At 65.7% G+C, this 21,830-nt stretch carries 22 protein-coding genes; 10 read left to right on the top strand and 12 right to left on the bottom strand.

The features are described 5' to 3' along the window. Positions 1–22: 22 nt before the first annotated feature. Complete coding sequence (locus AC1MEM_RS17850; protein WP_499472717.1) at positions 23–739, bottom strand: GntR family transcriptional regulator; 717 nt, start codon at positions 737–739, stop codon at positions 23–25. A 130-nt stretch (positions 740–869) separates the two neighbouring features. On the opposite strand from AC1MEM_RS17850, the gene uraH reads away from it, so the two are divergent. From uraH to AC1MEM_RS17835, 3 genes are all read left to right on the top strand, one after another. Then, positions 870–1,226 (top strand): hydroxyisourate hydrolase, encoded by a 357-nt coding sequence (gene uraH / locus AC1MEM_RS17845; protein ID WP_499472715.1) that lies wholly within the window; start codon positions 870–872, stop codon positions 1,224–1,226. Positions 1,227–1,422: 196 nt separating this feature from the next. After that, the gene (locus AC1MEM_RS17840; RefSeq protein ID WP_499472713.1) at positions 1,423–2,634 is read left to right on the top strand and encodes a urate hydroxylase PuuD; all 1,212 of its coding nucleotides are present in this window, start codon (positions 1,423–1,425) and stop codon (positions 2,632–2,634) included. 88 nt (positions 2,635–2,722) lie between these two features. Further along, complete coding sequence (locus AC1MEM_RS17835) at positions 2,723–4,243, top strand: nucleobase:cation symporter-2 family protein (protein WP_499472711.1); 1,521 nt, start codon at positions 2,723–2,725, stop codon at positions 4,241–4,243. An 18-nt stretch (positions 4,244–4,261) separates the two neighbouring features. On the opposite strand, the gene AC1MEM_RS17830 is transcribed toward AC1MEM_RS17835, so the two are convergent. From AC1MEM_RS17830 to AC1MEM_RS17795, 8 genes are read right to left on the bottom strand one after another with little or no spacing between them, the layout of a single operon-like run. Continuing rightward, positions 4,262–4,786 (bottom strand): HupE/UreJ family protein, encoded by a 525-nt coding sequence (locus AC1MEM_RS17830; protein WP_499472709.1) that lies wholly within the window; start codon positions 4,784–4,786, stop codon positions 4,262–4,264. Further along, positions 4,783–5,415 carry an urease accessory protein UreG gene (gene ureG, locus AC1MEM_RS17825; protein ID WP_499472707.1) on the bottom strand — a complete coding sequence of 211 codons (633 nt, stop codon included), beginning with the start codon at positions 5,413–5,415 and terminating at the stop codon, positions 4,783–4,785. The genes AC1MEM_RS17830 and ureG overlap by 4 nt, the downstream gene beginning before the upstream one ends. A gap of 17 nt (positions 5,416–5,432) precedes the next feature. Then, entirely contained in the window at positions 5,433–6,107 is a 675-nt protein-coding gene (locus AC1MEM_RS17820; protein ID WP_499472705.1) for an urease accessory protein UreF, read from the bottom strand. Next, complete coding sequence (ureE, locus tag AC1MEM_RS17815) at positions 6,104–6,622, bottom strand: urease accessory protein UreE (RefSeq protein ID WP_499472703.1); 519 nt, start codon at positions 6,620–6,622, stop codon at positions 6,104–6,106. The genes AC1MEM_RS17820 and ureE overlap by 4 nt, the downstream gene beginning before the upstream one ends. Before the next feature lie 10 nt (positions 6,623–6,632). Beyond that, a complete protein-coding gene (gene ureC, locus AC1MEM_RS17810) occupies positions 6,633–8,348 on the bottom strand; it encodes an urease subunit alpha (protein WP_499472701.1) in 1,716 nt (571 codons plus the stop codon). Position 8,349: 1 nt separating this feature from the next. Then, positions 8,350–8,673: an urease subunit beta gene (locus AC1MEM_RS17805; RefSeq protein WP_499472699.1), complete on the bottom strand. Its 324-nt coding sequence runs from the start codon at positions 8,671–8,673 to the stop codon at positions 8,350–8,352. 22 nt (positions 8,674–8,695) lie between these two features. Then, positions 8,696–8,998, bottom strand: coding sequence for an urease subunit gamma (locus AC1MEM_RS17800; protein ID WP_499472697.1), 303 nt, complete (start codon positions 8,996–8,998; stop codon positions 8,696–8,698). A gap of 18 nt (positions 8,999–9,016) precedes the next feature. Next, complete coding sequence (locus AC1MEM_RS17795; RefSeq protein ID WP_499472695.1) at positions 9,017–9,865, bottom strand: urease accessory protein UreD; 849 nt, start codon at positions 9,863–9,865, stop codon at positions 9,017–9,019. A 359-nt stretch (positions 9,866–10,224) separates the two neighbouring features. On the opposite strand from AC1MEM_RS17795, the gene AC1MEM_RS17790 reads away from it, so the two are divergent. Beyond that, positions 10,225–11,571 carry an MFS transporter gene (locus AC1MEM_RS17790; protein WP_499472693.1) on the top strand — a complete coding sequence of 449 codons (1,347 nt, stop codon included), beginning with the start codon at positions 10,225–10,227 and terminating at the stop codon, positions 11,569–11,571. A 72-nt stretch (positions 11,572–11,643) separates the two neighbouring features. Here the strand turns inward: AC1MEM_RS17790 and AC1MEM_RS17785 are convergent, their stop codons facing one another. Continuing rightward, complete coding sequence (locus tag AC1MEM_RS17785) at positions 11,644–12,567, bottom strand: LysR family transcriptional regulator (protein ID WP_499472691.1); 924 nt, start codon at positions 12,565–12,567, stop codon at positions 11,644–11,646. A 92-nt stretch (positions 12,568–12,659) separates the two neighbouring features. Here AC1MEM_RS17785 and AC1MEM_RS17780 point away from each other — a divergent pair, with 92 nt between their 5' ends. The 4 genes from AC1MEM_RS17780 to AC1MEM_RS17765 are packed head-to-tail and all read left to right on the top strand — an operon-like array spanning position 12,660 to position 17,014. Further along, positions 12,660–13,622: an MBL fold metallo-hydrolase gene (locus tag AC1MEM_RS17780; RefSeq protein WP_499472689.1), complete on the top strand. Its 963-nt coding sequence runs from the start codon at positions 12,660–12,662 to the stop codon at positions 13,620–13,622. A gap of 32 nt (positions 13,623–13,654) precedes the next feature. Beyond that, positions 13,655–15,349: an FAD-dependent oxidoreductase gene (locus AC1MEM_RS17775; RefSeq protein WP_499472688.1), complete on the top strand. Its 1,695-nt coding sequence runs from the start codon at positions 13,655–13,657 to the stop codon at positions 15,347–15,349. After that, the gene (locus AC1MEM_RS17770) at positions 15,346–15,558 is read left to right on the top strand and encodes a DUF2783 domain-containing protein (RefSeq protein ID WP_499472686.1); all 213 of its coding nucleotides are present in this window, start codon (positions 15,346–15,348) and stop codon (positions 15,556–15,558) included. Before AC1MEM_RS17775 ends, AC1MEM_RS17770 begins: the two co-directional genes overlap by 4 nt. Further along, entirely contained in the window at positions 15,518–17,014 is a 1,497-nt protein-coding gene (locus AC1MEM_RS17765; protein ID WP_499472684.1) for a TonB-dependent receptor plug domain-containing protein, read from the top strand. The genes AC1MEM_RS17770 and AC1MEM_RS17765 overlap by 41 nt, the downstream gene beginning before the upstream one ends. A gap of 150 nt (positions 17,015–17,164) precedes the next feature. Here AC1MEM_RS17765 and fahA read toward each other — a convergent pair whose 3' ends face one another. Both fahA and hmgA read right to left on the bottom strand, forming a co-directional pair. After that, a complete protein-coding gene (gene fahA / locus AC1MEM_RS17760) occupies positions 17,165–18,502 on the bottom strand; it encodes a fumarylacetoacetase (protein ID WP_499472682.1) in 1,338 nt (445 codons plus the stop codon). Then, complete coding sequence (hmgA, locus tag AC1MEM_RS17755) at positions 18,499–19,845, bottom strand: homogentisate 1,2-dioxygenase (protein ID WP_499472680.1); 1,347 nt, start codon at positions 19,843–19,845, stop codon at positions 18,499–18,501. Before hmgA ends, fahA begins: the two co-directional genes overlap by 4 nt. 109 nt (positions 19,846–19,954) lie before the next feature. On the opposite strand from hmgA, the gene AC1MEM_RS17750 reads away from it, so the two are divergent. Then, positions 19,955–20,857 carry a LysR family transcriptional regulator gene (locus AC1MEM_RS17750; protein WP_499472678.1) on the top strand — a complete coding sequence of 301 codons (903 nt, stop codon included), beginning with the start codon at positions 19,955–19,957 and terminating at the stop codon, positions 20,855–20,857. Between the two features lie 369 nt (positions 20,858–21,226). Next, positions 21,227–21,739 carry a GNAT family N-acetyltransferase gene (locus AC1MEM_RS17745; RefSeq protein WP_499472676.1) on the top strand — a complete coding sequence of 171 codons (513 nt, stop codon included), beginning with the start codon at positions 21,227–21,229 and terminating at the stop codon, positions 21,737–21,739. Positions 21,740–21,830 lie beyond the last annotated feature (91 nt).

Raw genomic sequence — 21,830 nt, 5'->3', positions numbered from 1 at the left:
GGGTGAAGGTCACGGGTTGAAGTCACTGAGTGAGGATGTCGGCGAGGTCGACCTGGGGCGGCTCGAGGTCGAGGTTGTGCTGGACGTTGGCGAGGTGCTTGCCGACCAGGCGCACGGCGGCCTTGACGTCGCGCCGTTCGAAGGCGTCGACGATGGCGACATGCTCGGCGAGCGATTCCCCGGCCGATTGCGAGGACTGGCGCATCAGCGCGATCAGCGAGGAACGCGCCAGCAGCTCGCCCAGCATCTGGACCAGCACACCGTTGCCCAGCATCTGCGCCAGCACCAGGTGGAAGTCGCCCAGCAGGCGGGTGCGGCCCGGTACCTCGGCGTTGTCGACGGCCGCGCGTTCGAGTTCCAGGTGCGCGCGCAACTCCCGCACCTGGTCGTCGGTAATGACCGCGCACAGCTGCTTCGTCACCGTCGTCTCGAGGATGGCGCGAACCTCGAACACGTCGCGCGCTTCCTCCGCCGTGGGGGTGGCGACGAAGGCGCCGCGGGCCGGCTCGAGCACCACCAGCCGGTCGCGGCTGAGCTGGTTGAATGCTTGCCGCACCACGGTGCGCGAGACGGTGAAGATATCGCCGATCTTCTGTTCCGACAGTTTCGTTCCCGGCATCAGGCGCCGGTCCGCGATCGCATTCGTGATGGCGTCGACGATGCGCTGCGTGGCGTTTGCCGCGGGCGCAGCGCCCTGGCTGGACTCAGCGAGGGCGGGTGGAGTGCGGGAGCGGGCCATAGAGTGGGTGGTGATGAAGTGGCTATCGCCTGATTGACAACGTGCACAAAGTGTATACACTTTTTCTCAGCTTGAAAATATCAACTGTATGCAGTGATCGATCTTCAGCTCCTGACCTGAAAGGAAACCGATGGGACACCTCAGCACCCACGTGCTCGACCTCATGCATGGCTGCCCGGCCGCGGGCATGCAGGTCACGCTGCAGGCAATCGACGCCGCCGGCGCACGCACGCTCAAGACCCTCACGCTCAACGCCGACGGCCGCACCGATGGCGGACCCTTGCTCGACGTGGCCTCCATGGCGGTCGGGCGCTACCGACTGGTGTTTTCGGTGGCCGCGTATTTCCGCGAGCGCGGCGTCGACCTGCCGGAACCGGCCTTTATCGACGAGGTGCCGATCGAGTTCGGCATCGCCGACGCCGACGGCCATTACCACGTGCCGCTGCTGGCCAGTCCTTGGGCGTATTCGACCTACCGCGGTTCATAGTTGTAAAACGCAGTTATAGAAATATATATCCAGGCTGTTCAGGATCGTATACAGTTATTTGGTCGCCGCGGAGCGCATCGGCATGCTGAATCAGTTGCCGGTGCTTGCGATGTTTTGCCCCTCACAGAGCCCGCTGTGGTGAAGGGAGAGTACTGCGTCGTTTGCGCGGTACTGCTTCCTTTTCGCTTGAGGCTCTATGGAATCTTATCTGCTCGACTGGGCCAATTTGCTGCTGCGTTGGACCCACGTCATCACCGCCGTCGCCTGGATCGGCGCATCCTTTTATTTCGTCTTCCTCGATAATTCCCTGCACAAGCCGAGCGCGCCCGACCTGGTCGCCAAGGGCGTGGACGGCGAACTCTGGGCCGTGCACGGCGGCGGCTTCTATCATCCGCAAAAATACCTGGTGGCGCCCAAAGCCATGCCGGAAAACCTGCACTGGTTCTATTGGGAGAGCTACGCCACCTGGCTGTCCGGTTTCGGCCTGTTCACGGTGCTCTACCTGTTCAATGCGGGCACCTTCATGGTCGATAAATCGGTCCACGCCTGGTCGCCGGGCCAGGCCGTCGGCGCTGCGCTCGGCTTCCTGGTGGCTTTCTGGTTCGTCTACGACCTCATCTGCCGCGTCTTCGGGCGCGGCAAGAACGGCGACCTGATCGTCGGCGCCTGCGTATCGGTGTTCGTCGTCGGCGCGGCCTGGCTGGCCTGCCAGCTGTTCGCCGGGCGCGCCGCTTTCCTGCTGGTGGGCGCCATGCTGGCCACCGCGATGAGCGCCAACGTTTTCTTCTGCATTATCCCGGGCCAGCGCAAGGTCGTGGCCCAGCTCAAGGCCGGCCAGCCGGTCGATCCGCTCCACGGCTGGCGCGCCAGGCAGCGCAGCGTCCACAACACCTATTTCACGCTCCCCGTGCTGGTCGCCATGACGTCCAACCATTACGGCTGGCTGTATTCGGGCGCGCACAACTGGCAGGTGCTGGTCCTGCTGATGCTGGCCGGCGCCCTGGTGCGCCACAGCTTCGTGGCGCGCCACAAGGCCGGGGTGCAGGGCAGGCGCGTGCCCTGGGAACATGCCGGCGCCGGCGTCGCGATCCTGCTCGGGATGGTGTTCTGGCTGGCGCCGGCGTCCGCTCCGCAAGCGCCGCTCGTGGCGGGGCCGGCTGCGCAAGCCGTCAGCTTCAGCCGGGTCAAAAGCGTGATCGACCAGCGCTGCGTGCTGTGCCACTCGGCCCAATTGCAGAGCAAGGGGATCGCCTTCGACTCCCCGGCGGCGATCGGGCGCCATGCGCAACAGCTGTACCAGCAGGCAGTGGTGCTCAAAGTCATGCCCTTGAATAACGCGACCGGGATCACGCCGGCGGAGCGCGACCTGCTCAAGCGCTGGTACGAAGAGGGCGCGCGCATGGACTGATTTCATCGCCCCGGTAAGGCCCAGGCGGCATGCATTCTTTGGTTTTCGACCTTCGTCAATCACTATCAACAAGAATCGGGAGACACGCATGAACCATCCCCGCCACCATCCGGTGGACGAGCCACTGCCCATCGGGCGCCTGGGCGCACTCGGGCTGCAACACGTGCTGGTCATGTACGCCGGCGCCATTGCGGTGCCCCTGATCGTCGGGCGCGCGCTTCAGCTGTCCCCCGAACAGGTCACCACGCTCATTTCCGCGGACCTTTTCTGTTGCGGCCTGGTGACCCTGATCCAGTCCTTCGGGCTGTCGTCCTGGTTCGGCATCAAGCTGCCGGTCATGATGGGCGTGACCTTTGCCGCGGTCGGGCCGATGGTCGCGATCGCGCATGCGGTGCCGGGCGTCGAGGGCGCCCGCGCCATCTTCGGCGCCGGCATCGGGGCCGGTGTGCTGGCCCTGCTGATGGCGCCGATGATGAGCCGGCTGCTGCGCTTTTTCCCGCCGGTCGTCACCGGCACCATCATCCTGGTCATCGGCATCAGCCTGATGCGCGTCGGGGTCGGCTGGGCCATGGGCGGCCCGGATTCGGCCGCGCAGGTGGTCGATACCGCCAGGCTGGTCGCCATGGTCGAGCAGGCGAAGGCGAACGCGGCCCTGGCGCCGGCCACGCTGCAGCCAGGCGTGGCCACGCCGGCCCTGAACCTGGCCGGGCCGGTCCCGATGCTGCCCAATCCCGCCTACGGCGCACTCGACAACCTGGCGATCGCCGCCTTCGTGCTGCTGGTCGTGCTGGGCCTGGTGAAGTATGGGCGCGGCTTCGTCTGCAACATCTCGGTCCTGCTCGGCATCGTGGCGGGCTGCGGCCTGGCCTTCGCCCTTGGCAAGATGAATTTCGATAAGATCGGCAAGGCCGCGTGGTTCCAGGTCGTGACGCCGTTTGCCTTCGGCATGCCGACCTTCGACCTCGTCATGATCCTCACCTTCACGGTGGTGATGATCGTGGTGATGATCGAATCGGCCGGCATGTTCCTGGCCCTGTCCGAGATGACGGGAAAAAAGATCGACCAGGCCCAGCTCGCGGCGGGGCTGCGCACGGACGGCCTGGGGACGCTCCTCGGCGGCATCCTGAACACCTTCCCGCACACCAGCTTCTCGCAGAACGTCGGCCTGGTGGCAGTCACCGGCGTCAAGAGCCGCTGGGTGTGCGTGGCGGGGGGCGGCATCATGATCGTCCTCGGGCTGCTGCCGAAAATGGCGGCCATGGTCGAGGCCATCCCGCAGTTCGTGCTGGGCGGCGCCGGGCTGGTCATGTTCGGCATGGTGGCCGCTGCCGGCATTCGCATCCTGGCCCGCGTCGACTTCAGGGACAACCGTTTCAACCTGTACATCGTCGCGCTGTCGATCGGCTTCGGCCTGATCCCGCTCGTGGCGCCGCACTGGGCCCAGCAGATGGCGCATGGCCTGCACCCGCTGCTCGATTCCGGGATCCTGCTGACCGCGGTGGCGGCGGTGGCGCTGAACCTGTTTTTCAATGGCAGCGGCGCCATGGCGGACGCGGCCCATGGGGCGGACGTGGTCGAGCATCCGGTTATCCAGGGAAGCAGCGCCTGAAGGCGCCCGGGCTTGCCGTCAGGCGAAGCCCAGCATGCCGGCGCCGGCCAGTGCGACCAGTGCCGGTGCGAGCTTCTGCAGGCGCGCGCTGCGTCCCGCCACCTGGCCCAGGACCATGAGGCCCATGCTCGTGCAGATGGCGCCGGCCGCCGCCGCGAAGCCGGCCATTTCCTGGCCGTGCGCGTGGCCGTGCACCAGGCTGAATGCGCCGGCGAGGACCAGGCCGAGGCCTGCCGGCAGGCGCGCCGCGCCGAGGCCCATCAGGCCGGCGGCCAGCACGCTCGCCGCCAGCAGCGGCTCCACCGCAGGCAGCGCCAGGGGCGCGAAGGCGCCGGCTGCCAGCGCTATGCAGACCGTGGCCAGCGCCTTGCGCGGAATGCCGGCAGCGCCGCTCCAAAGGCCCAGCCCCAGCATGGCCAGCCAGTGGTCAAGCCCGAGCAGGGGGTGCAGGAGGCCATTCGTCAAGCCCCCGGCGCCGTGGCCGGGGTGGGCCCAGGCGCTGCCGGCGGTCATCAGGATAATTAAAGTAATCAAACGTTTCATACTGCGTGCTCCTTGGTAGCGGCCTCCAGCAAGCCCTGTTCGCGGATGAAGGCGACAATCTCGGCCACGCCGGCGCCGGTGCGCAAATTGGTAAAAACGAAGGGCCGCTCGCCGCGCTGGCGGCGCGCATCAAGGGCCATGATGTCGAGATTGGCGCCGACGTGCGGCGCCAGGTCGGTCTTGTTGATGAGCAGGAGGTCCGAGCGTGTGATGCCCGGCCCGCCCTTGCGCGGGATCTTCTCGCCGCCCGCCACGTCGATGACGTACAGGGTCAGGTCCGACAGTTCGGGGCTGAAGGTGGCCGCCAGGTTGTCGCCGCCCGACTCGACCAGGATCAGCTCCAGGTTCGGAAAGTCCGCTTGCAGGCGGGCGATGGCCTCCAGGTTGATGGAGGCGTCTTCGCGGATGGCCGTGTGCGGACAGCCGCCGGTCTCCACGCCCATCAGGCGCTCCGGCGGCAGCGCTCCGGCGCGCACCAGGATATCCATGTCTTCTCGGGTGTAGATGTCGTTGGTGATGACGGCCATGTCGTGCTGGTCGCGCATCGCCCTGCAGAGCTGCTCGCAGAGCGCCGTCTTGCCCGATCCGACCGGGCCGCCGACGCCCACGCGCAAGGGATTGGTTTGCATGCTTGTTCCTCTCAATATCAAGACCGGTACAGCCGGCCGCTCTGGACTTCGTGGTACATGGACAGCCGGGCCAGTCCCGGCGCCCAGCTCGATAGTTCTTCATCCGGCAGCGTGCGCGCCTCCGTGGCCGCCGCTTCGATGGCCGGCCGTAGCGCCAGCAGCAGGCGTTGCCCGGCCACCTGGCCGAGCGGGATCGATTTCACGCACACGAGCACCTGGTTCTCGGCCCACGAGAACAGCATCGCCAGCAGCGCTTCTTCATGCGGCACGCCCAGCGCGTGCACCGCTTGCGCCAGCGCGGCGGGAAAGCAGGTGTCACGCATGGCGGTGTCTGGCGCCAGCCCCAGTTCGATCAGCAGCCGGGTCAGCGAAAAGCCCATCTGCACCGTTTCGGCACGCAGCTCGGCGCTTTCGCGCGAGGCCAGGTAACGCGCGTTCCACTGCTCGAATGCGACGGTGTCGCCGCTGCTGTCACGATCGCGGCAGGCGGCCAGCAGGCGCCAGAACACGGCGCCGTCCCAAGGCGCCAGCACATCGCCCAACTGGTGCACCAGGTAGCGCGCGGCGCTGTCCGGGCACGACACGCGGCCGCGTTCGATGGCTGTTTCCAGGCCTTGCGAATAGCTGTACGCGCCGACCGGCAGCGATGGACTGGCCAGCTGCAGCAGGTGCAGCAGGGCTGTCCCGTTCACGCGCTCTCCACGTCGCCGGGCCGGTGGATTTTCTGGCGCAGCGGCACCGGAGCGAGCAAATGGCGCGGCTCGTGGTCGTGGCCGTGTCCATGGCCGCCGCCATACGCACCGGGTTCCGGATGAAACGCGGCTTGTTCCTCGGTCACGGTCGCGCCGAGGCCGGCCAGCATGTCGCGCAGGACCGGGTCGGCGCGGATGCGCAGGTGGTCAAAGCCGATCTGCACCTGGCCATGGCGATTGCCGAGGTGGAAAGCGCAGCGCACCAGCGCTTGCGGGTCCTGCGCGCCAATGCGGTAGGTCGCTTCCAGGGCCGCGCGCACGCGCACTACCGCGCCTTCCGGCCCGGTGAGCAGGTCACCGTCGCGCAGGACCGAACCGCGCGGCAGGAACAGGGCCGCCACCGCGCCCGAGCCGAGCGTGATGCGCAAGCGGCAGCGCTCGCGCTGGTCGTAGGCCAGCACCGCCTCATCGGTGACATGGTCGGCCCGCTCGAGGCGGGTATGCAGGGTCAGCATTGGAAACTCCTTAAAACAGAAAATAGCGCTGCGCCAGCGGCAGTTCGGTGGCCGGTTCGCAGGTGAGGAGCTGGCCGTCGGCGCGCACCTCGTAGGTTTCCGGGTCGACCTGCATGACGGGTGTGGCGCCGTTGTGGATCATGTCCGCCTTGGCGAGGCCGCGCGTGGCGCGGATCGGCAGCACGGTCTTGGTCAATCCCAGGCGCGCGGCGATGTCGTCGTCGAAGGCGGCCTGAGAGACGAAGGTCACGGACTTCTTCAACCCACCGCCAAAGGCGCCGAACATGGGCCGGTAGTGCACCGGCTGCGGCGTCGGAATCGACGCATTCGGGTCGCCCATCTGCGCCATCGCGATCATGCCGGCCTTCAGGATCATCGAGGGTTTGGCCCCGAAGAAGGCCGGCTTCCACACCACCAGGTCTGCCAGCTTGCCGACCTCGATCGAGCCCACCACGTGCGCAATGCCGTGGGTGATGGCCGGATTGATGGTGTACTTCGCGATGTAGCGCTTCACGCGGAAGTTGTCGTGGGTGGCCTCCGGTCCGTCCGGTTCGGCGAGGTGCCCGCGTTGGACTTTCATCTTGTGCGCGGTCTGCCAGGTGCGCATGATGACTTCGCCGACCCGGCCCATCGCCTGGGAGTCCGAGGACATCATCGAGATCGCGCCAAGGTCGTGCAGGATGTCTTCGGCGGCGATGGTCTCGCGCCGGATACGCGATTCGGCAAATGCCACGTCCTCCGCGATGGACGCGTCGAGGTGATGGCAGACCATCAGCATGTCGAGGTGTTCGTCGAGCGTGTTGACGGTGTAGGGGCGGGTCGGGTTGGTCGACGAGGGCAGGACGTTGGCCTCGCCGACCGCCGCGATGATGTCCGGTGCATGGCCGCCGCCCGCGCCTTCGGTATGGAAGGTGTGGATGGTGCGGCCCTTGAACGCGCCCAGCGTGCTTTGGAGGAAGCCGGCTTCGTTGAGGGTATCGGAGTGCAGCGCGACCTGCACGTCGAAGCGCTCGGCGACGGCCAGGCAGTTGTCGATGGCTTGCGGCGTGCTGCCCCAGTCTTCGTGAAGCTTCAGGCCGACCACGCCGGCCCGGATCTGTTCCTCCAAAGGCCCCGGCAGGCTGACGTTGCCCTTGCCCAGGAAACCCAGGTTCATCGGAAAGGCATCGGCTGCCATCAGCATCGAATGGATATGCCAGGGGCCGGGCGTGCAGGTCGTTGCCGCCGTACCCACCGCCGGTCCCGTGCCGCCGCCGATCATCGTGGTGACGCCGCTGGTGAGCGCTTCCTCGATCTGTTGCGGGCAGATGAAATGGATGTGGGTGTCCACGCCGCCGGCGGTGACGATATTGCCTTCGCCCGCGATGATTTCCGTCGCCGCGCCGATGGTCATCGTGACGCCGGGCTGGATGTCGGGATTGCCGGCCTTGCCGATGGCGGCGATGCGCCCCTCCTTTAATCCGATATCGGCCTTGACGACGCCCCAGTGGTCGACGATGACGGCATTCGTGATGACGGTATCCATGACATCGGCATGCAGCCGCTGCGACTGGCCCATGCCGTCGCGAATGACCTTGCCGCCGCCGAATTTGACTTCCTCGCCGTAGTGGGCCGCGGCGTAGTCATGCTCGATTTCGATGAACAGTTCGGTGTCGGCCAGGCGGATGCGGTCGCCAATGGTGGGGCCGTACATCTCGGCATAGGCCTGCCGCGTGATGGTCGCCATCTCAGTTGCCCTCCAAAGGCGGCAAGGCGCCCATCACCTGGCCATTGAAACCGTAGACTTCGCGCGCGCCGGCCAGCGCGATGAGTTCGACCGTGCGGTACTGGCCGGGCTCGAAGCGCACCGCCGTGCCCGCGGCAATGTCGAGGCGCATGCCGAGCGCCGCCGCACGATCGAACTGCAGCGCCGCGTTCACCTCGGCGAAATGAAAGTGCGAGCCGACCTGCACCGGGCGGTCGCCGCTGTTGGCCACGCGCAGGATGTGGGCGGGGCGGCCGGCGTTGAGGACGATGTCGTCCTCGCGCAGGATATATTCACCGGGGATCATAGTGTGTCCTCAAACTTGGTCCTCAAACGATCGGGTGGTGGACGGTGACGAGCTTGGTCCCGTCCGGGAAAGTGGCTTCGACCTGGATGTCGGGGATCATCTCGGGCACGCCCTCCATCACGTCGGCGCGCGCGAGGATCTGCGTGCCCTCGTACATCAGTTCGGCAACGCTGCGGCCATCGCGCGCCCCTTCCATGATGGCCGCCGAGATCAGCGCGACCGACTCCGGATAGTTCAGCTTCAGGCCGCGCGCGCGGCGCCGCTCCGCCAGCAGGGCGGCGGTGAAGATCAACAGCTTGTCTTTTTCTCTTGGTGTCAGGTCCATGTCGGCACTATGCAAAGGTCAGGTGGCCCAGATGCGGGGCAGGAGGGCGGGGCGGCCAATCACTTGCGGACGCAGCAGCTGCCACACGCCCGTCATCACGCGGCGCGCATGCTCGCTGTCGCTGCACAGCAGGCGCGCGATGAAAACGGATTTGAGCTGGCTGGCTCCGAGCGCCGGGTCGAGCGTGCGGACCTGGGCCAGCAGCGGGGCGGGGAGCGCGGGTCCCACTGCCGTGAGGGTGGCGCAGACGGTTTCGCCATCGAGCCCGAAGGGCCCCGCGAGCGCATCGGAGCCGGCGTCGAGGCGCGCCTGTTCGTACCACAGCAACTGGCAGCCGCACCAGATCTCGGAATGCAGGCGCAGCCGGCCGCGTTCGAAGCGCTCGCCGCTGGCCTGCCGGCCGAGGCACATCACATCGCAGCCGATGTAGCGCGCGCCGGCGCCGAGATGCACGCTATGGCGCTGCACCGCGCGCGCGCCGTTGAAGTAGATCGTCTCCTGCGGCATCCATTCGAGTGCCGCGCCGTCGCCGGCCGCCAGCCGTACCGACTGGGATGCTTCGCCGTCGCCATCCTTGCAGCGATACCACTTGCTTGCGCCCGGGGAGGTCAGGAAGGCGTGCGCCTTTGGTGCGACGCTGGCCTCGATCTCGAGCCGGTCGCCGGCGCGGATGCCCGCCGGGGGGTGTACCAGGATCGCGTGGACCGTCTGGGGGCCTTCCGGATACAGCGGCTTTTGCACGCGCAGCGGACCCTGATGGCGGTTGCGGCGCACGACGCTGGCGCCGCCGCTGAAGGCGATGTCCAGTTCCAGCCTGGCGAGCCAGCCGGCGAGGGAGTCGTTCTGGGGGTTCGGTTCGTCGCGCATGGGTTGGTATAAAGCACTTTCCGTGCCACCGGCGGGACCGTGTGCGTCCCGTCGTGGTGCAGCCTCCCCACGCCAATGGCATGCAATGCACCCGGTTCAGGCGAACTGGACCGGGCGCGCACCAGATGGTCGAATTTGGTGCGCGCTCTTGTCGTTCGTGCACTGGTTTGAAGCGCCATGCATGTGCGCTCGCAGCACAATGAGCGCTATTCATAACAACTATGAGGGTGATGCGATTTACATATATTCCTGCAAATTCTAGGATGGGTTCCTCGCCAGGCCTCCGGGCGCAACGACAGATCCAGCCAGCACGCCGCTGCCCCCAGGCTGCGGTAAACGAATACAACAGGAGACATTCCATGTATAACGCAACCACCGGCCTCGCCCCGGTGCTGCCCGCCCTCGCGGCCGGCACCGACGATGCGCTCTACCGCAAGGTAACGCGGCACATCATTCCCTTTCTCTTCCTCTGCTACGTCGTCTCCTTCCTCGACCGGATCAACATCGGCTTTGCCCAGTTGCAGATGAAGCAGGACCTGGGTTTCAGCGATGCGATGTACGGACTGGGCGCGGCGGTCTTCTACATCGGTTACGTGCTGTTCGAAGTGCCCAGCAACCTCTTGCTGGCCAGGTTCGGCGCGCGCAAGACCTTTGTCCGCATCATGCTGCTGTGGGGCGCCGCCTCCGTGGGGATGATGTGGGTCTCGACGCCGATGCATTTCTATGTCGTGCGCTTTTGCCTGGGCGTGTTCGAGGCCGGGTTCTTCCCCGGTATCGTGCTCTACCTGACCTACTGGTACCCGCCGATGCGCCGTGCGTCGGTGCTGTCCTTCTTTTTCGCAGGGGTGGCGGTGGCCGGTGTCCTCGGTGGACTGGTGTCGGGCTGGATCATGCACGACATGGCCGGCGTGCTGGGAATGAAGGGCTGGCAGTGGATGTTCGTGCTGGAAGGTTCGCCGGCGCTGCTGCTGGCGGTGATCGCGTATTTCTATCTCGACGATTCACCCAGGGATGCGGGCTGGCTGGACCAGGCCGAGAAATCCCGGCTGGCGGCCAACCTCGACAAGGATGCGCACGCGGGCCGGGATGACATGCGCAGCCGTCCGGCCGACAAGATCGCGTCCTGGCTGGCCAACCCGCGCATCTACCTGTATGCCTTCATCTATTTCGCCCTGACCTGCGGCTCGCTGACGCTGAGCTTCTGGATGCCGCTGATGATCCGCGACTTCGGCGTCAAGGATGTCGTGATGGTCAGCCTGTATTCGGTGATTCCGAATGCGATCGGTGCGGTCGGCGTGATCCTGATCGCGCGCCGGGCCGACCGCAGCGCGCAGCACGGCAAGTATTTTGCGCTGTGCACGGTGGGCGGCGCACTTGCCCTGGCAGCCTTGACGACCCATCCCGAAAGCCTGGCATTGGCGCTGGCGCTGTTGTCGCTGGCGACCGTCCTGATCTTTTCGGCATTGCCGATCTTCTGGGCCATTCCGACGGCCCAGCTCCCGCGCGAAGGACGCGCCGGGGGCATTGCCATGATCAGCTGCTGCGGCATCACCAGCGGTATCGCCGGACCCTGGGCCATCGGCACCATCAAGACGGCCACCGGCAGCATGGATAACGCGCTGTACATCCTGAGCGGCCTGCTGGTGCTGAGCGCCTTCGTGCTGCTCGCCAGCGCCGTCAAGCGCCGGGAGCCGGTCCTGGCGTGATGGAGGGATTGGCCGCGCAGTGCCACATCGCCTCGCGCGATGTGGCACTGCGCTTTTTTTTTGCGGGCCGCCTTATTCGGGGTGGGTGTCGAATACTTCCTTGACCTGCTTGCGCAGCCACACATTGGCGGCATCGTGCTGGACGCGCGGGTGCCAGTGCTGGCGGATCGCGAACGGCGGCACGTCGATCGGCGTCTCCAGCGCCTTGATGCTCTTGTAGCTGGCAAAGCGCGTCGCCAGCTCGCGCGGAACGGTGGCGATCAGTTCCGGGTTCTGCTCGATGATCATCGGCACCGTCAGGAAGTGCGGCGTGGTGAGATAGACGCGGCGCGGCCCCGCCAGCTGGTCGACGATGCTGTCGTAGCCATCCTCCACCCGGCCCGACAGCGACACCACGATGTGCTCCATTGCGAGGAACTGCTCGCGCGAGAGCGTGTCGCCGATGGCGCGGTTGCGGCGGTTCACGATGGTCACGAAGGAGCGCGTGAACAGCTGCTGCTGGAACAGGCCCTCCGGCACCGAGTGCAGGGAGCCCAGCGCGAGGTCGGCCTCGCCGCTCTCGAGCACACCCTCGATCTGGGACATCGGCACCTGCAGCGTGCGCAGCGTGCAGCCGGGCGCGGCCGCGCGCAGGCGTTCAATCAGCCGCGGCAGGAAGATCAGTTCGCCCATGTCGGTCAGGCACAGGCTGAAGACGCGCCGGCTGCTTGCGGCGTCAAAACCTTCGTGCACCAGCAACTCGCTGCGCACCGTTCCCATCACCGCCAGCACCGGCGCGAGCAGTTCGAGCGCGCGCGGCGTCGGCTGCATGCCGCTGCCGGTTTTCAGGAAGAGCTGGTCGCCGAAGAACAGGCGCAGGCGCTTCAAGGCATGGCTGACCGCACTCTGCGACATGTCGAGCTCTTCGGCCGCACGGCTGACGTTGCGCACGCGGATCAGGGCGTCGAACACCGGCAGCAGGTTGAGGTCGAGGTCTGCGTTATGTATGTTGTTCATAGCTCTAATCGATGTAAGCTGATTTACAAATACTACGCGAACTCGTATCGTCTGCCTACCGACCTTGCGTCGACCACCACGAGGAGACAAGCATGACCGAGAAGAAATTCGCATCCCAGGCCGACCTGGAAGAAAAGAAAACCAGCTTCATCAAACTGTCCGACAACGCCTATGCCTACACGGCCGAAGGCGATCCGAATTCCGGCGTCATCATCGGCGACGACAGCGTCATGGTGATCGACACTACCGCCACCCCGCTGATGGCGCAATCGCTCATCAGGCATATCCGCAGCGTGACCGACCTGCCGATCAAGTATGTCGTGCTGTCGCACTACCACGCCGTGCGCGTGCTGGGCGCCTCGGCCTATTTCAAGGAAGGCGCCGAGCAGGTCATCGCCTCGAAAGGCACCCATGAACTGATCGTCGAGCGTGGCGCGCAGGACATGCAGTCCGAGATCGAGCGCTTCCCGCGCCTGTTCTCCGGCGTCGAGTCGGTGCCGGGCCTGTCCTGGCCGACCATGGTCTTCGACAAAGAGATGACCATCTTCATGGGCAAGCTGGAAGTCAGGCTCGCGCATATCGGCATGGGCCATACGAAAGGCGACACCATCGCCTGGATCCCGTCGCAGAAGATCTGCTTCTCGGGCGACCTGGTCGAATACGGCGCGGCCGCCTACACCGGCGACGCCCAGCTCGAGGAATGGCCGGCGACGCTGGAAGCGCTGCGCGCGCTCGGCGCCGAGAAGCTGGTTCCGGGCCGCGGCGAAGCGCTGGTGACCCCGGAGCAGGTCAACGAAGGCATCGACTACACGAAGGATTTCGTCACCACCCTCCTTGGCAGTGCGAAGGAAGCCGTAGCCCAGAACATGTCGCTGAAAGAAGCGATGACCCATGTGCGCAGCAAGATGGACCCGAAGTTCAGCCAGGTCTTCATCTACGAACACTGCCTGCCCTTCGACGTGACGCGCGCCTACGACGAAGCCAAGGGCATCAAGCATCCACGCATCTGGACCGCGGAGCGCGACAAGGAAATGTGGCACTCGTTGCAAGCGTAAGCCGTCGCCGTCCCACACTTCCTGGACTGATCATGGACATCGATTATCAACGCTGCGAATTCGCGTACACGCCGGGCAGCGGGCGTGAACAACAACGCCACCCGGTCGTCGTGGTCGGCGCCGGCCCGGTCGGCCTGGCAACCGCGATCGACCTGGCTCAGAACGGCACGCCGGTCGTGCTGCTCGACGACGACAACAAGCTCTCGGCCGGCTCGCGCGCGATCTGCTTCTCCAAGCGCACGCTGGAGGTCTTCGACCGCCTGGAGTGCGGCCAGCGCATGGCCGACAAGGGCGTCAGCTGGAAGGTCGGGCGCATCTTCAACCGCGACGAAGAAGTCTACAGCTTCGACCTGCTGCCCGAGGAAGGCCACCAGCGTCCGGCCTTCGTGAACCTGCAGCAGTATTATGTCGAAGGCTATCTGCACGAGCGTGCGCAGGAACTGCCGCAGCTCGACCTGCGCTGGTGCAGCCGGGTCACGGGCCTCGTCCGGCACGCGGAACACGTCGCACTGACCGTGTCCACGCCCGAAGGCGAGTACGTACTGGAAGCCGATTACGTCGTTGCGGCCGACGGCGGCCGGAGCGCGGTGCGCAGCCTGATGGGACTCGAGAGCCACGGCCGTACCTTCCGCGACCGTTTCCTGATCGCCGACGTCAAGATGACGGCGGACTTCCCGACCGAACGCTGGTTCTGGTTCGATCCGCCTTTCCATCCGGGCCAGTCGGTGCTGCTGCACCGCCAGCCCGACAATATCTGGCGTATCGATTTCCAGCTGGGCTGGGACGCCGATCCGGTGGCGGAAAAAGCGCCCGAGCGCGTCATTCCGCGCATCCAGGCGCTGCTGGGTGCGGACGTACAGTTCGAACTCGCATGGGTCAGCGTCTATACGTTCTGCTGCCTGCGCATGGACGCGTTCCGCCACGGCCGCGTGCTGTTCGCGGGCGACTCCGCCCACGGCGTCTCGCCCTTCGGCGCCCGCGGCGCCAACAGCGGCGTGCAGGACGCGGACAACCTGGCGTGGAAACTGCGCCTGGTGGTCGAAGGCAAGGCGCCGGACACGCTGCTCGACACCTATGCCAGGGAACGCGAAGCGGCGGCCGACGAGAACATCCTCCATTCGACCCGCGCTACCGACTTCATCACGCCCAAGAGCGAAGTGAGCCGGATGTTCCGCGACGCCGTGCTGCAACTGGCGAAAGACCAGCCCTTTGCCCGCAAGCTCGTCAACAGCGGCCGCCTGTCGACCCCGTCGAGCTACGCCGACTCGGCCCTGAACACGCCGGATGTCGACGGTTTCGGCAGGGGGCTGCGTCCGGGCGCGCCGGCGGCCGATGCGCCGGTCACCATGGAGGGCCAGCCCGGCTGGCTGCTGCGCCATACCGGCAACGCATTCACCGGCATCTATTTTGCCGGCAGCATGCGCGACGCCGAGGTGTTCGCGCAGGCGGAATCGCTCGCGCGCGATGCCATCCCGATCAAGACGCTGGTCGTGGTAGCAGCAGGGCAGGGTGGTTCTGGCCTCCTGGAGGACAGCGAGGGACTTGTCGCGGCGCGCTACGACGCCACGCCGGGCAGCTTCTACCTGCTGCGCCCGGACCAGCACGTGTGCGCCCGCTGGCGCCAGTTCACGCCGCAGGCCGTGCGCGCAGCCGTCGCGCGCGCCAGCGGCAACAGCGCGGCCCAGGCCGTCGAAGCGCAATCCGCACGCCAGGTGGAGCCCGTATGAACGCACGACTGAACGTCCAGCCGAACCTGCCTGAACCCGACGCGTTCTACGAGCTGCTGGTCGATACCCACCAGGACCTCAGTGACGAGCAAAGCCGGATGCTCAATGCCCAGCTGGTGCTGCTGCTGTCGAACCACATCGGCGACCTGGCGGTGCTGCGCGAGGCCTTTGCGCTCGCGCGCGGGAACGTGCAGGCCCGGTCCGCGTGAGTGCAGGTGCGGGCCGTGGACTGGCCAGAAGCGGACCTCATCGAAGCGCAAAAAATGTTGCCGTGATGATAGCCTGGGACGCAGCCTGGGCTTCAACCTGACGCCGCGCATCAACTGGAACCTTGCGAATGGCGATACGCTCACCTCGCAGACCTTCGTCAACGCAAACCGTTTCGAAGCGGACGATCGTACCAGCACCAGCGTGACTGCGGGCACTGCGCCGCTGTACAGCGACATCGCGCTCGACTTGAACAACGCATTCGAGATGTTGCGCACGGACCTGAACTGGACCAGGAAGCTGGGCGATAGCCAGAAGCTCGACATGAAGTTCGGCGGCAACGTCAACAGCATGCGCAACGAACAGCGCCGCGTGGCTGTGCCAAGCCTGGGCGGCGCCGATTTGAACAGCTTGATCACCTTGCATGGCAATGAGCGCGGCTGGACCAGCACCGGCAAGTATTCGACGCCTCTGTTCGAAGGCCATTCCTTGTCCACCGGCTGGGACGGTGGCTATCAGGAGCGAAGCGAGTCGCGTGTCCAGCGTGAAACCGGCACGGCTGCGCATAACAACGATGAGTGGTTCGACGCCGGCGTTACGCGGCTGGCCTTCTATGTCCAGGACGAGATGAGCCTGTCCGAACACTGGTCGCTCTACCTTGGTGCACGCTGGGAAGGCATCGAGACCCGGTCGGTGGCGAACGATGCTGCCCACTCCAGGACCCGGTTCTCGATCTTGAGTCCAGTAATGCAAACCCTGTTCAAGATACCGAATACTAAGGGCGACCAGATCCGCTTTGCGGTCACCCGCACCTTCAAGGCGCCGACGACCAACCAGCTCGTGGCGCGTCGCTTCTCGTCGGTCAATAATAGTGCGATCGATCCTGACTTTGCGAGCAACCCGGACCTGAAGCCGGAGCGTGCGCTTGGTGTTGATGCCGCCTATGAGCACTATCTCGGAACGCAGGGCGCGCTGATCTCGGTCAGCACCTCGGTACGCAAGATCAAAGACTTCATCCGTAACGACCTGCGCGAGATGTTCATCAATGGCGAACAACGTTGGGTGATGCTGCCGACGAACGGAGGCGAAGCAACGACACGCGGCCTGGAGTTGGAAGCGAAGTTTCCGCTGAAGGCGATGTCCGTTACTGCGCCGAATATCGATTTGCGCGCCGGCCTGGCGCGCAACTGGTCGAACGTCGATTCCGTGCCGGACCAGACAACCGGCTGGCCGAACAGACACCCGTATCGGCCACGCTGGCTTTCGACTACAAGAACGGGGCCTTGTCTGCGGGCAGCAGCTACGTTTTCCGTAATGGTGGCTATGTGCGCGTCTCAGGCACCCAGGCGACCTACCAGAGCGTACGCCGCGAACTGGGGGCCTATTTACTGTGGAAGTTCGACCCCAGGCGCCAACTCTACGTCACACTCGCCAATGTGCTGGCAGAGGACTTTGTGAACGAAACGTATGTCGTGCGCCCGGGCATCGATACGAGCCGTCGTACCCAGGTATTCTCGAGTCCGATGCTGGTTCGCGCAACGTGGGAGCAAAAGTTCTGACCTGCCCGGTGCGGCGGCGCCTTGGCGCCGCTAGTGTGCCGATGCCGGATCAGCGCGCCGGCAGTACCGTCGCCGCCACCTCGCCAAAACCGATGCGCGGCCGGCCCGGACGCGCGGCCGAGCCCCGCATCACGATGCGGTCGCCATCTTCCAGGAACACGCGCTGCTCGCCATTCGGCAGCGTCAGGCGCTGCTTGCCGCCCACGGTCAGTTCCAGCAGCGAGCCGGCTTCCTGCGCCTCGGGTCCGGACTGGGTGCCCGAGCCGAGCAGGTCGCCGGCGCGCATGGCGCAGCCGTTGACCGTGTGGTGGGCCAGCAGCTGGGACACGGTCCAGTAGGAGTGGCGGAAGTTCGATTGCGACAGCGGTGCCGGCGCCTGGCCCGCGCCGCGCATGGCCTCGGTTTCGAGCAGCACTTCGAGTTCGATGTCGAAGCCGCCCGCCTCGCGCAGCCCGGCGTAGTCGAGATAGGGCAATGGCTGCGGGTCGGCGGCGTCGCGCTGCCAGGCGGCGCGGTAGGGCGCGAGCGCTTCGAGGGTCACGATCCAGGGCGAGATCGTGGAGGCGAAGTTCTTCGACAGGAAGGGGCCGAGCGGCTGGTATTCCCAGGCCTGCAGGTCGCGCGCCGACCAGTCGTTCAGGAGGCACAGGCCGAACACGTGGCGCTCGGCGTCGGCGGCCGCGATCGGCTCGCCCTGTTCGTTGCCGGCGCCGACAAAGATGCCGATTTCGAGTTCGTAGTCCAGGCGCTTGCACGGGCCGAAGCTTGGCTCGGTGTCGCTGGCGCCGCGTACCTGGCCGCGCGGGCGGCGGAAGTCGTCGCCCGAGACGCCGATCGTGGACGAACGGCCGTGGTAGCCGATCGGGACCCATTTGTAGTTGGGCAGCAGCGGTTCATCCGGCCGGAACAGCTTGCCGACGGCGGTCGCGTGGTGGATCGACGTATAGAAGTCGGTGTAGTCGCCGATCTGCGCCGGCACCGCATACTCGGCCGCGGCCTGCGCCACCAGCAGTTCGGGACGCGGCGCGGCGCTGCTCCGCAGCAGGCGCGAGAGCGCCAGGCGCAGTGCCGACCAGGCTCGCGGGCCGGCGTCCATCAGGGCGTTGAGCGTGTCGCGCCCACCCAGTGCGGCCGCCTCGCGCGCCGCGCCGTCCACGGTATCGCCCACTGCAGTGCCCACGGCGGCGGCGACCAGCGCCAGGTCGACGATCTGGTCGCCGATGGCGACGCCGCCGCGCCAGGTTTCACTGTCGCCTTCACCGAGGCCGCGCCGGCGGAACACGCAGAAGGGCAGGTTCTGGATCGGGAAGTCGGTGCCCGCGCTGTTGGCGGACGTCACCCAGCTTGTCAAGGCCGGATCGTGGGTTTCGTTGAGTTGCATGTTCATGCCTGGTTCCCATTCTGGTGACCGGTGAAGAATTTCTTGAAGCCCTGCCAGCATTCGAAATAGTCCGGCTGCAGCTGGGGCGAGGCCAGCGCATGCGCCGTCGGGCAGATCACGTCGCGTGTCTCGAACATGAAAGCCATCGTGTTGTCGACCTTGTGCGGCACGCTGGTGTCGCTGGCGCTCGCCTTTTCGAAGGTCGGCGCATCCGGCCCGTGGGCGCTCATGCAGTTGTGCAGGCTGGCGCCGCCGGGACGGAAGCCGGTCGACTTGGCGTCGTACTGGCCTTCGATCAGGCCCATGAATTCGCTCGCCACGTTGCGGTGGAACCAGGGCGGGCGGAAGGTGTTCTCGGCCGCCAGCCAGCGCGGCGGGAAAATCACGAAGTCGAGCGTGTCGACGCCGGGCGTGTCGCTCGGGGCCTGCAGCACCAGGAAGATCGACGGGTCCGGATGGTCGTAGCTGATCGAGCCGATGGCGTTGAAGTGGCGCAGGTCGTATTTATAGGGCGCGTAGTTGCCGTGCCAGGCGACGACGTCGAGCGGCGAGTGGCCGATGCGCGCCGCCCACAGGTTGCCGCCGAATTTCGCCACCAGTTCGAATTCGCCCTCGAGGTCCTCGAAGGCGGCGCGCGGGGTCAGGAAGTCGCGCGCGTTGGCCAGGCCGTTCGAGCCGATCGGGCCCATGTCCGGCAGGCGCAGCAGGGCGCCGAAGTTCTCGCAGATATAGCCGCTCGCCTGGCCGTCCGGCAGCGTCACCTGGAAGCGCACGCCGCGCGGGATGACGGCGATTTCCTGGGGTTCGAGGTCGAGCACACCGAGTTCGGTGGCAATGCGCAGGCGTCCCTGCTGCGGGACCACCAGCAGCTCGCCGTCGGCATTGTAGAAATAGCGTCCTTCCATCGATTGGTTGGCCGCATACAGGTGGATGGCGCAGCCGGCCTGCGCGGCGGGCGAACCGTTGCCGGCCATCGTGACCCAGCTGTCGATGAAATCGACGGGGCTGTCGGGCATCGGCAGCGGGTCCCAGCGCAGCTGGTTGGGCGGCACCGCCACCGCGTCGAAGCGGCTGACGATACGGCCGTTGCCGATTTGCCGGAAAGGCTGGTGCATGGCGGCCGGACGGATGCGGTACAGCCAGCTGCGCCGGTTGCAGGCGCGCGGCGCCGTAAAGGCCGTCCCCGAAAGCTGTTCGGCGTACAGGCCGTAGGGCGCGCATTGCGGCGAATTCTGGTGCGCGGGCAGGGCGCCGGGAAGTGCCTCGGTGGCGAATTCGTTGCCGAAACCGGACTGGTAGCCGGACTGTAAATCGGACTGAATACGACCGTGGTCGGTGGATGTTTTCACAGCCTCTCCTCGATGATGGTGAAAGCGACAGGAATAATGTGAAGTCTAGCGACGTTTACGGTATAAATAGCAAAATTATGTCTATTTACGTTGGAAATGGAGCGCCGCCGTGAACCTGCGGGAAATCGACCTGAACCTGCTGCTCGTCTTCCACGAAGTGCTGCGCGAGCGCCAGATCTCGGCGGCCGCGAAGCGCCTGAAGGTGACGCAATCGGCGGTCAGCAACGCGCTGGCGCGTTTGCGCCGCAGCACCGGCGACGAGCTGTTCGTGCGTACGCCCGCGGGCATGCAGCCGACGCCCTTTGCCGAACGGATGGCCGAGCCGGTGGCGGCGGCGCTCGCCCACCTGGAAGAGGCGTTCAAGCCGGCGCAGGCCTTCGATCCGGGATCGACCCGGCGCCGCTTCACGATCGCCATGACCGACGTCGGCGAAACCTATTTCATGCCCGGGCTGATCGACGCCTGTGCAACCCGGGCGCCGCAGGTCGACATCGCCTCGGTGCGCGCCGGCCTGGTCGACCTGCGCACCGAAATGGCGGCCGGCAGGGTAGACCTCGCGATCGGCGCCTTCGAGGATGCGCCCGCCGTGTTCTACCAGCGGCGGCTGTTCCGGCAGGCCTATGTCAGCCTGTGCCGCCGCGGGCATCCGCTCGGCGGGCACTTGTCGACCCTGGCGCAGTTCAGCGCCGCCCGGCACCTGGTCGTGAGCTCGATGGAAAGCCCGTATGACGGCATCAACGAAGCGCTGCGCAAAGCCGGGATCGCACTGGAGGCCTCGTTCAGCGTGCCGCATTTTGCAGCCGTTCCCTATATCGTCAGCACGACCGACCTGGTGGCGACGGTGCCGCAAAAGCTGGCCGAGCGCGCGGCCGGGCCCTTCGGGCTGACGGTCGCCGCCTCGCCGCTGGGCCTGCCGGCGCTGCAAACCAATATGTTCTGGCACCGCCGCTATAACCAGGATGAAGGCAACCGCTGGCTGCGGGGACTGGTGGCGGAACTGTTTGCGGAATAGGCACCACACCGGGGCGGCCTTTGTTCTTGAGGTCGACGCGCGGGCATGCCCGCCCGACGTTACACAGCGGTCTCGACCAAATGACGACGGTGGCGCACCGTACGGGGTCATCGAGGCCAATGGCCTCGATGACGGGTTCACTGGGCATGCCCACGCGTTATGCTGGCCCGGGGCAGCTCATCCGCGCTTAACTGAACGGCATTGCCGCGCAGCGCGCGTTGTTCGCAGAATCTCAATTTCCTGCAGACGGTCGAGTACAATCGACGGCAGTTGGCCACAAGCCGTCTCTCATCATCAGGTCAGCGAATTTGGCGCTCTTTGTAAATACCTTTTAGGCTGACGCATCCATTTTCGGTATTTCTTTCCCTTATGCTCATTCTGGAATTTCCAAACGAAAAACATCGCGCTGCCTACGAAGACATGGTTCATCGGTGGCGTACTGTCGAAACGCCCACCTCTCCGGGCCGGCTTTTTACGGGAAAAGACTTCGACGAATTCCTGTCGATCGTCCAGCGCGAACCGACCGAATCGGATCCAGCGCGCGTGCCGGCACACTTGTTTCTTCTCGCCGATACCGAAAGTTCGAAACTTTTCGGTGCCATCCAGATTCGCCACCACATTCACCATCCCAACCTCATCGAGACTGGCGGCCACATTGGCTACGGCATCTGCCCGAGCGAAAGGCGCAAGGGGTATGCGACAAGAATGCTGGCCCTCGCCATTCCCGAAGCGAAGAAAATCGGACTTTCCCAGCTCCTCGTCACCTGCAAGGACGCGAATGTCGGATCCTGGAAAGTCATTGAATCGAATGGTGGCGTTTTTGAACGCACTACCTTCGACGAAGGGCAACTGGCGCGTCGCTATTGGATCAAGACTGCTTAGGCGCGTCGTGGTCCCCCCGATTTGACGGACTGAATCACCGCCAGCCCGGTCCCCGTCGAGCACTAATGCCGTTCAGTCAAGCGCGGATGAG

The organism is Telluria sp. AIW5, from assembly GCF_056680575.1.
The sequence above is the reverse complement of the archived record's forward strand: the minus strand, read 5'-3'. Positions and strand labels throughout refer to the sequence as shown.

Bases quoted from the DNA above. Each gene is read 5' to 3' on its own strand.
- AC1MEM_RS17775 (WP_499472688.1), top strand. From the start codon at position 13,655: ATGGACATCGATTATCAACGCTGCGAATTCGCGTACACGCCGGGCAGC.
- AC1MEM_RS17790 (WP_499472693.1), top strand. From the start codon at position 10,225: ATGTATAACGCAACCACCGGCCTCGCCCCGGTGCTGCCCGCCCTCGCG.
- AC1MEM_RS17800 (WP_499472697.1), bottom strand. From the start codon at position 8,998: ATGGACCTGACACCAAGAGAAAAAGACAAGCTGTTGATCTTCACCGCC.
- fahA (WP_499472682.1), bottom strand. From the start codon at position 18,502: ATGAACATGCAACTCAACGAAACCCACGATCCGGCCTTGACAAGCTGG.
- AC1MEM_RS17835 (WP_499472711.1), top strand. From the start codon at position 2,723: ATGAACCATCCCCGCCACCATCCGGTGGACGAGCCACTGCCCATCGGG.
- ureC (WP_499472701.1), bottom strand. From the start codon at position 8,348: ATGGCGACCATCACGCGGCAGGCCTATGCCGAGATGTACGGCCCCACC.
- uraH (WP_499472715.1), top strand. From the start codon at position 870: ATGGGACACCTCAGCACCCACGTGCTCGACCTCATGCATGGCTGCCCG.
- AC1MEM_RS17785 (WP_499472691.1), bottom strand. From the start codon at position 12,567: ATGAACAACATACATAACGCAGACCTCGACCTCAACCTGCTGCCGGTG.
- AC1MEM_RS17805 (WP_499472699.1), bottom strand. From the start codon at position 8,673: ATGATCCCCGGTGAATATATCCTGCGCGAGGACGACATCGTCCTCAAC.
- AC1MEM_RS17830 (WP_499472709.1), bottom strand. From the start codon at position 4,786: ATGAAACGTTTGATTACTTTAATTATCCTGATGACCGCCGGCAGCGCC.
- AC1MEM_RS17780 (WP_499472689.1), top strand. From the start codon at position 12,660: ATGACCGAGAAGAAATTCGCATCCCAGGCCGACCTGGAAGAAAAGAAA.
- AC1MEM_RS17745 (WP_499472676.1), top strand. From the start codon at position 21,227: ATGCTCATTCTGGAATTTCCAAACGAAAAACATCGCGCTGCCTACGAA.
- ureE (WP_499472703.1), bottom strand. From the start codon at position 6,622: ATGCTGACCCTGCATACCCGCCTCGAGCGGGCCGACCATGTCACCGAT.
- AC1MEM_RS17840 (WP_499472713.1), top strand. From the start codon at position 1,423: ATGGAATCTTATCTGCTCGACTGGGCCAATTTGCTGCTGCGTTGGACC.
- AC1MEM_RS17850 (WP_499472717.1), bottom strand. From the start codon at position 739: ATGGCCCGCTCCCGCACTCCACCCGCCCTCGCTGAGTCCAGCCAGGGC.
- ureG (WP_499472707.1), bottom strand. From the start codon at position 5,415: ATGCAAACCAATCCCTTGCGCGTGGGCGTCGGCGGCCCGGTCGGATCG.
- AC1MEM_RS17770 (WP_499472686.1), top strand. From the start codon at position 15,346: ATGAACGCACGACTGAACGTCCAGCCGAACCTGCCTGAACCCGACGCG.
- AC1MEM_RS17795 (WP_499472695.1), bottom strand. From the start codon at position 9,865: ATGCGCGACGAACCGAACCCCCAGAACGACTCCCTCGCCGGCTGGCTC.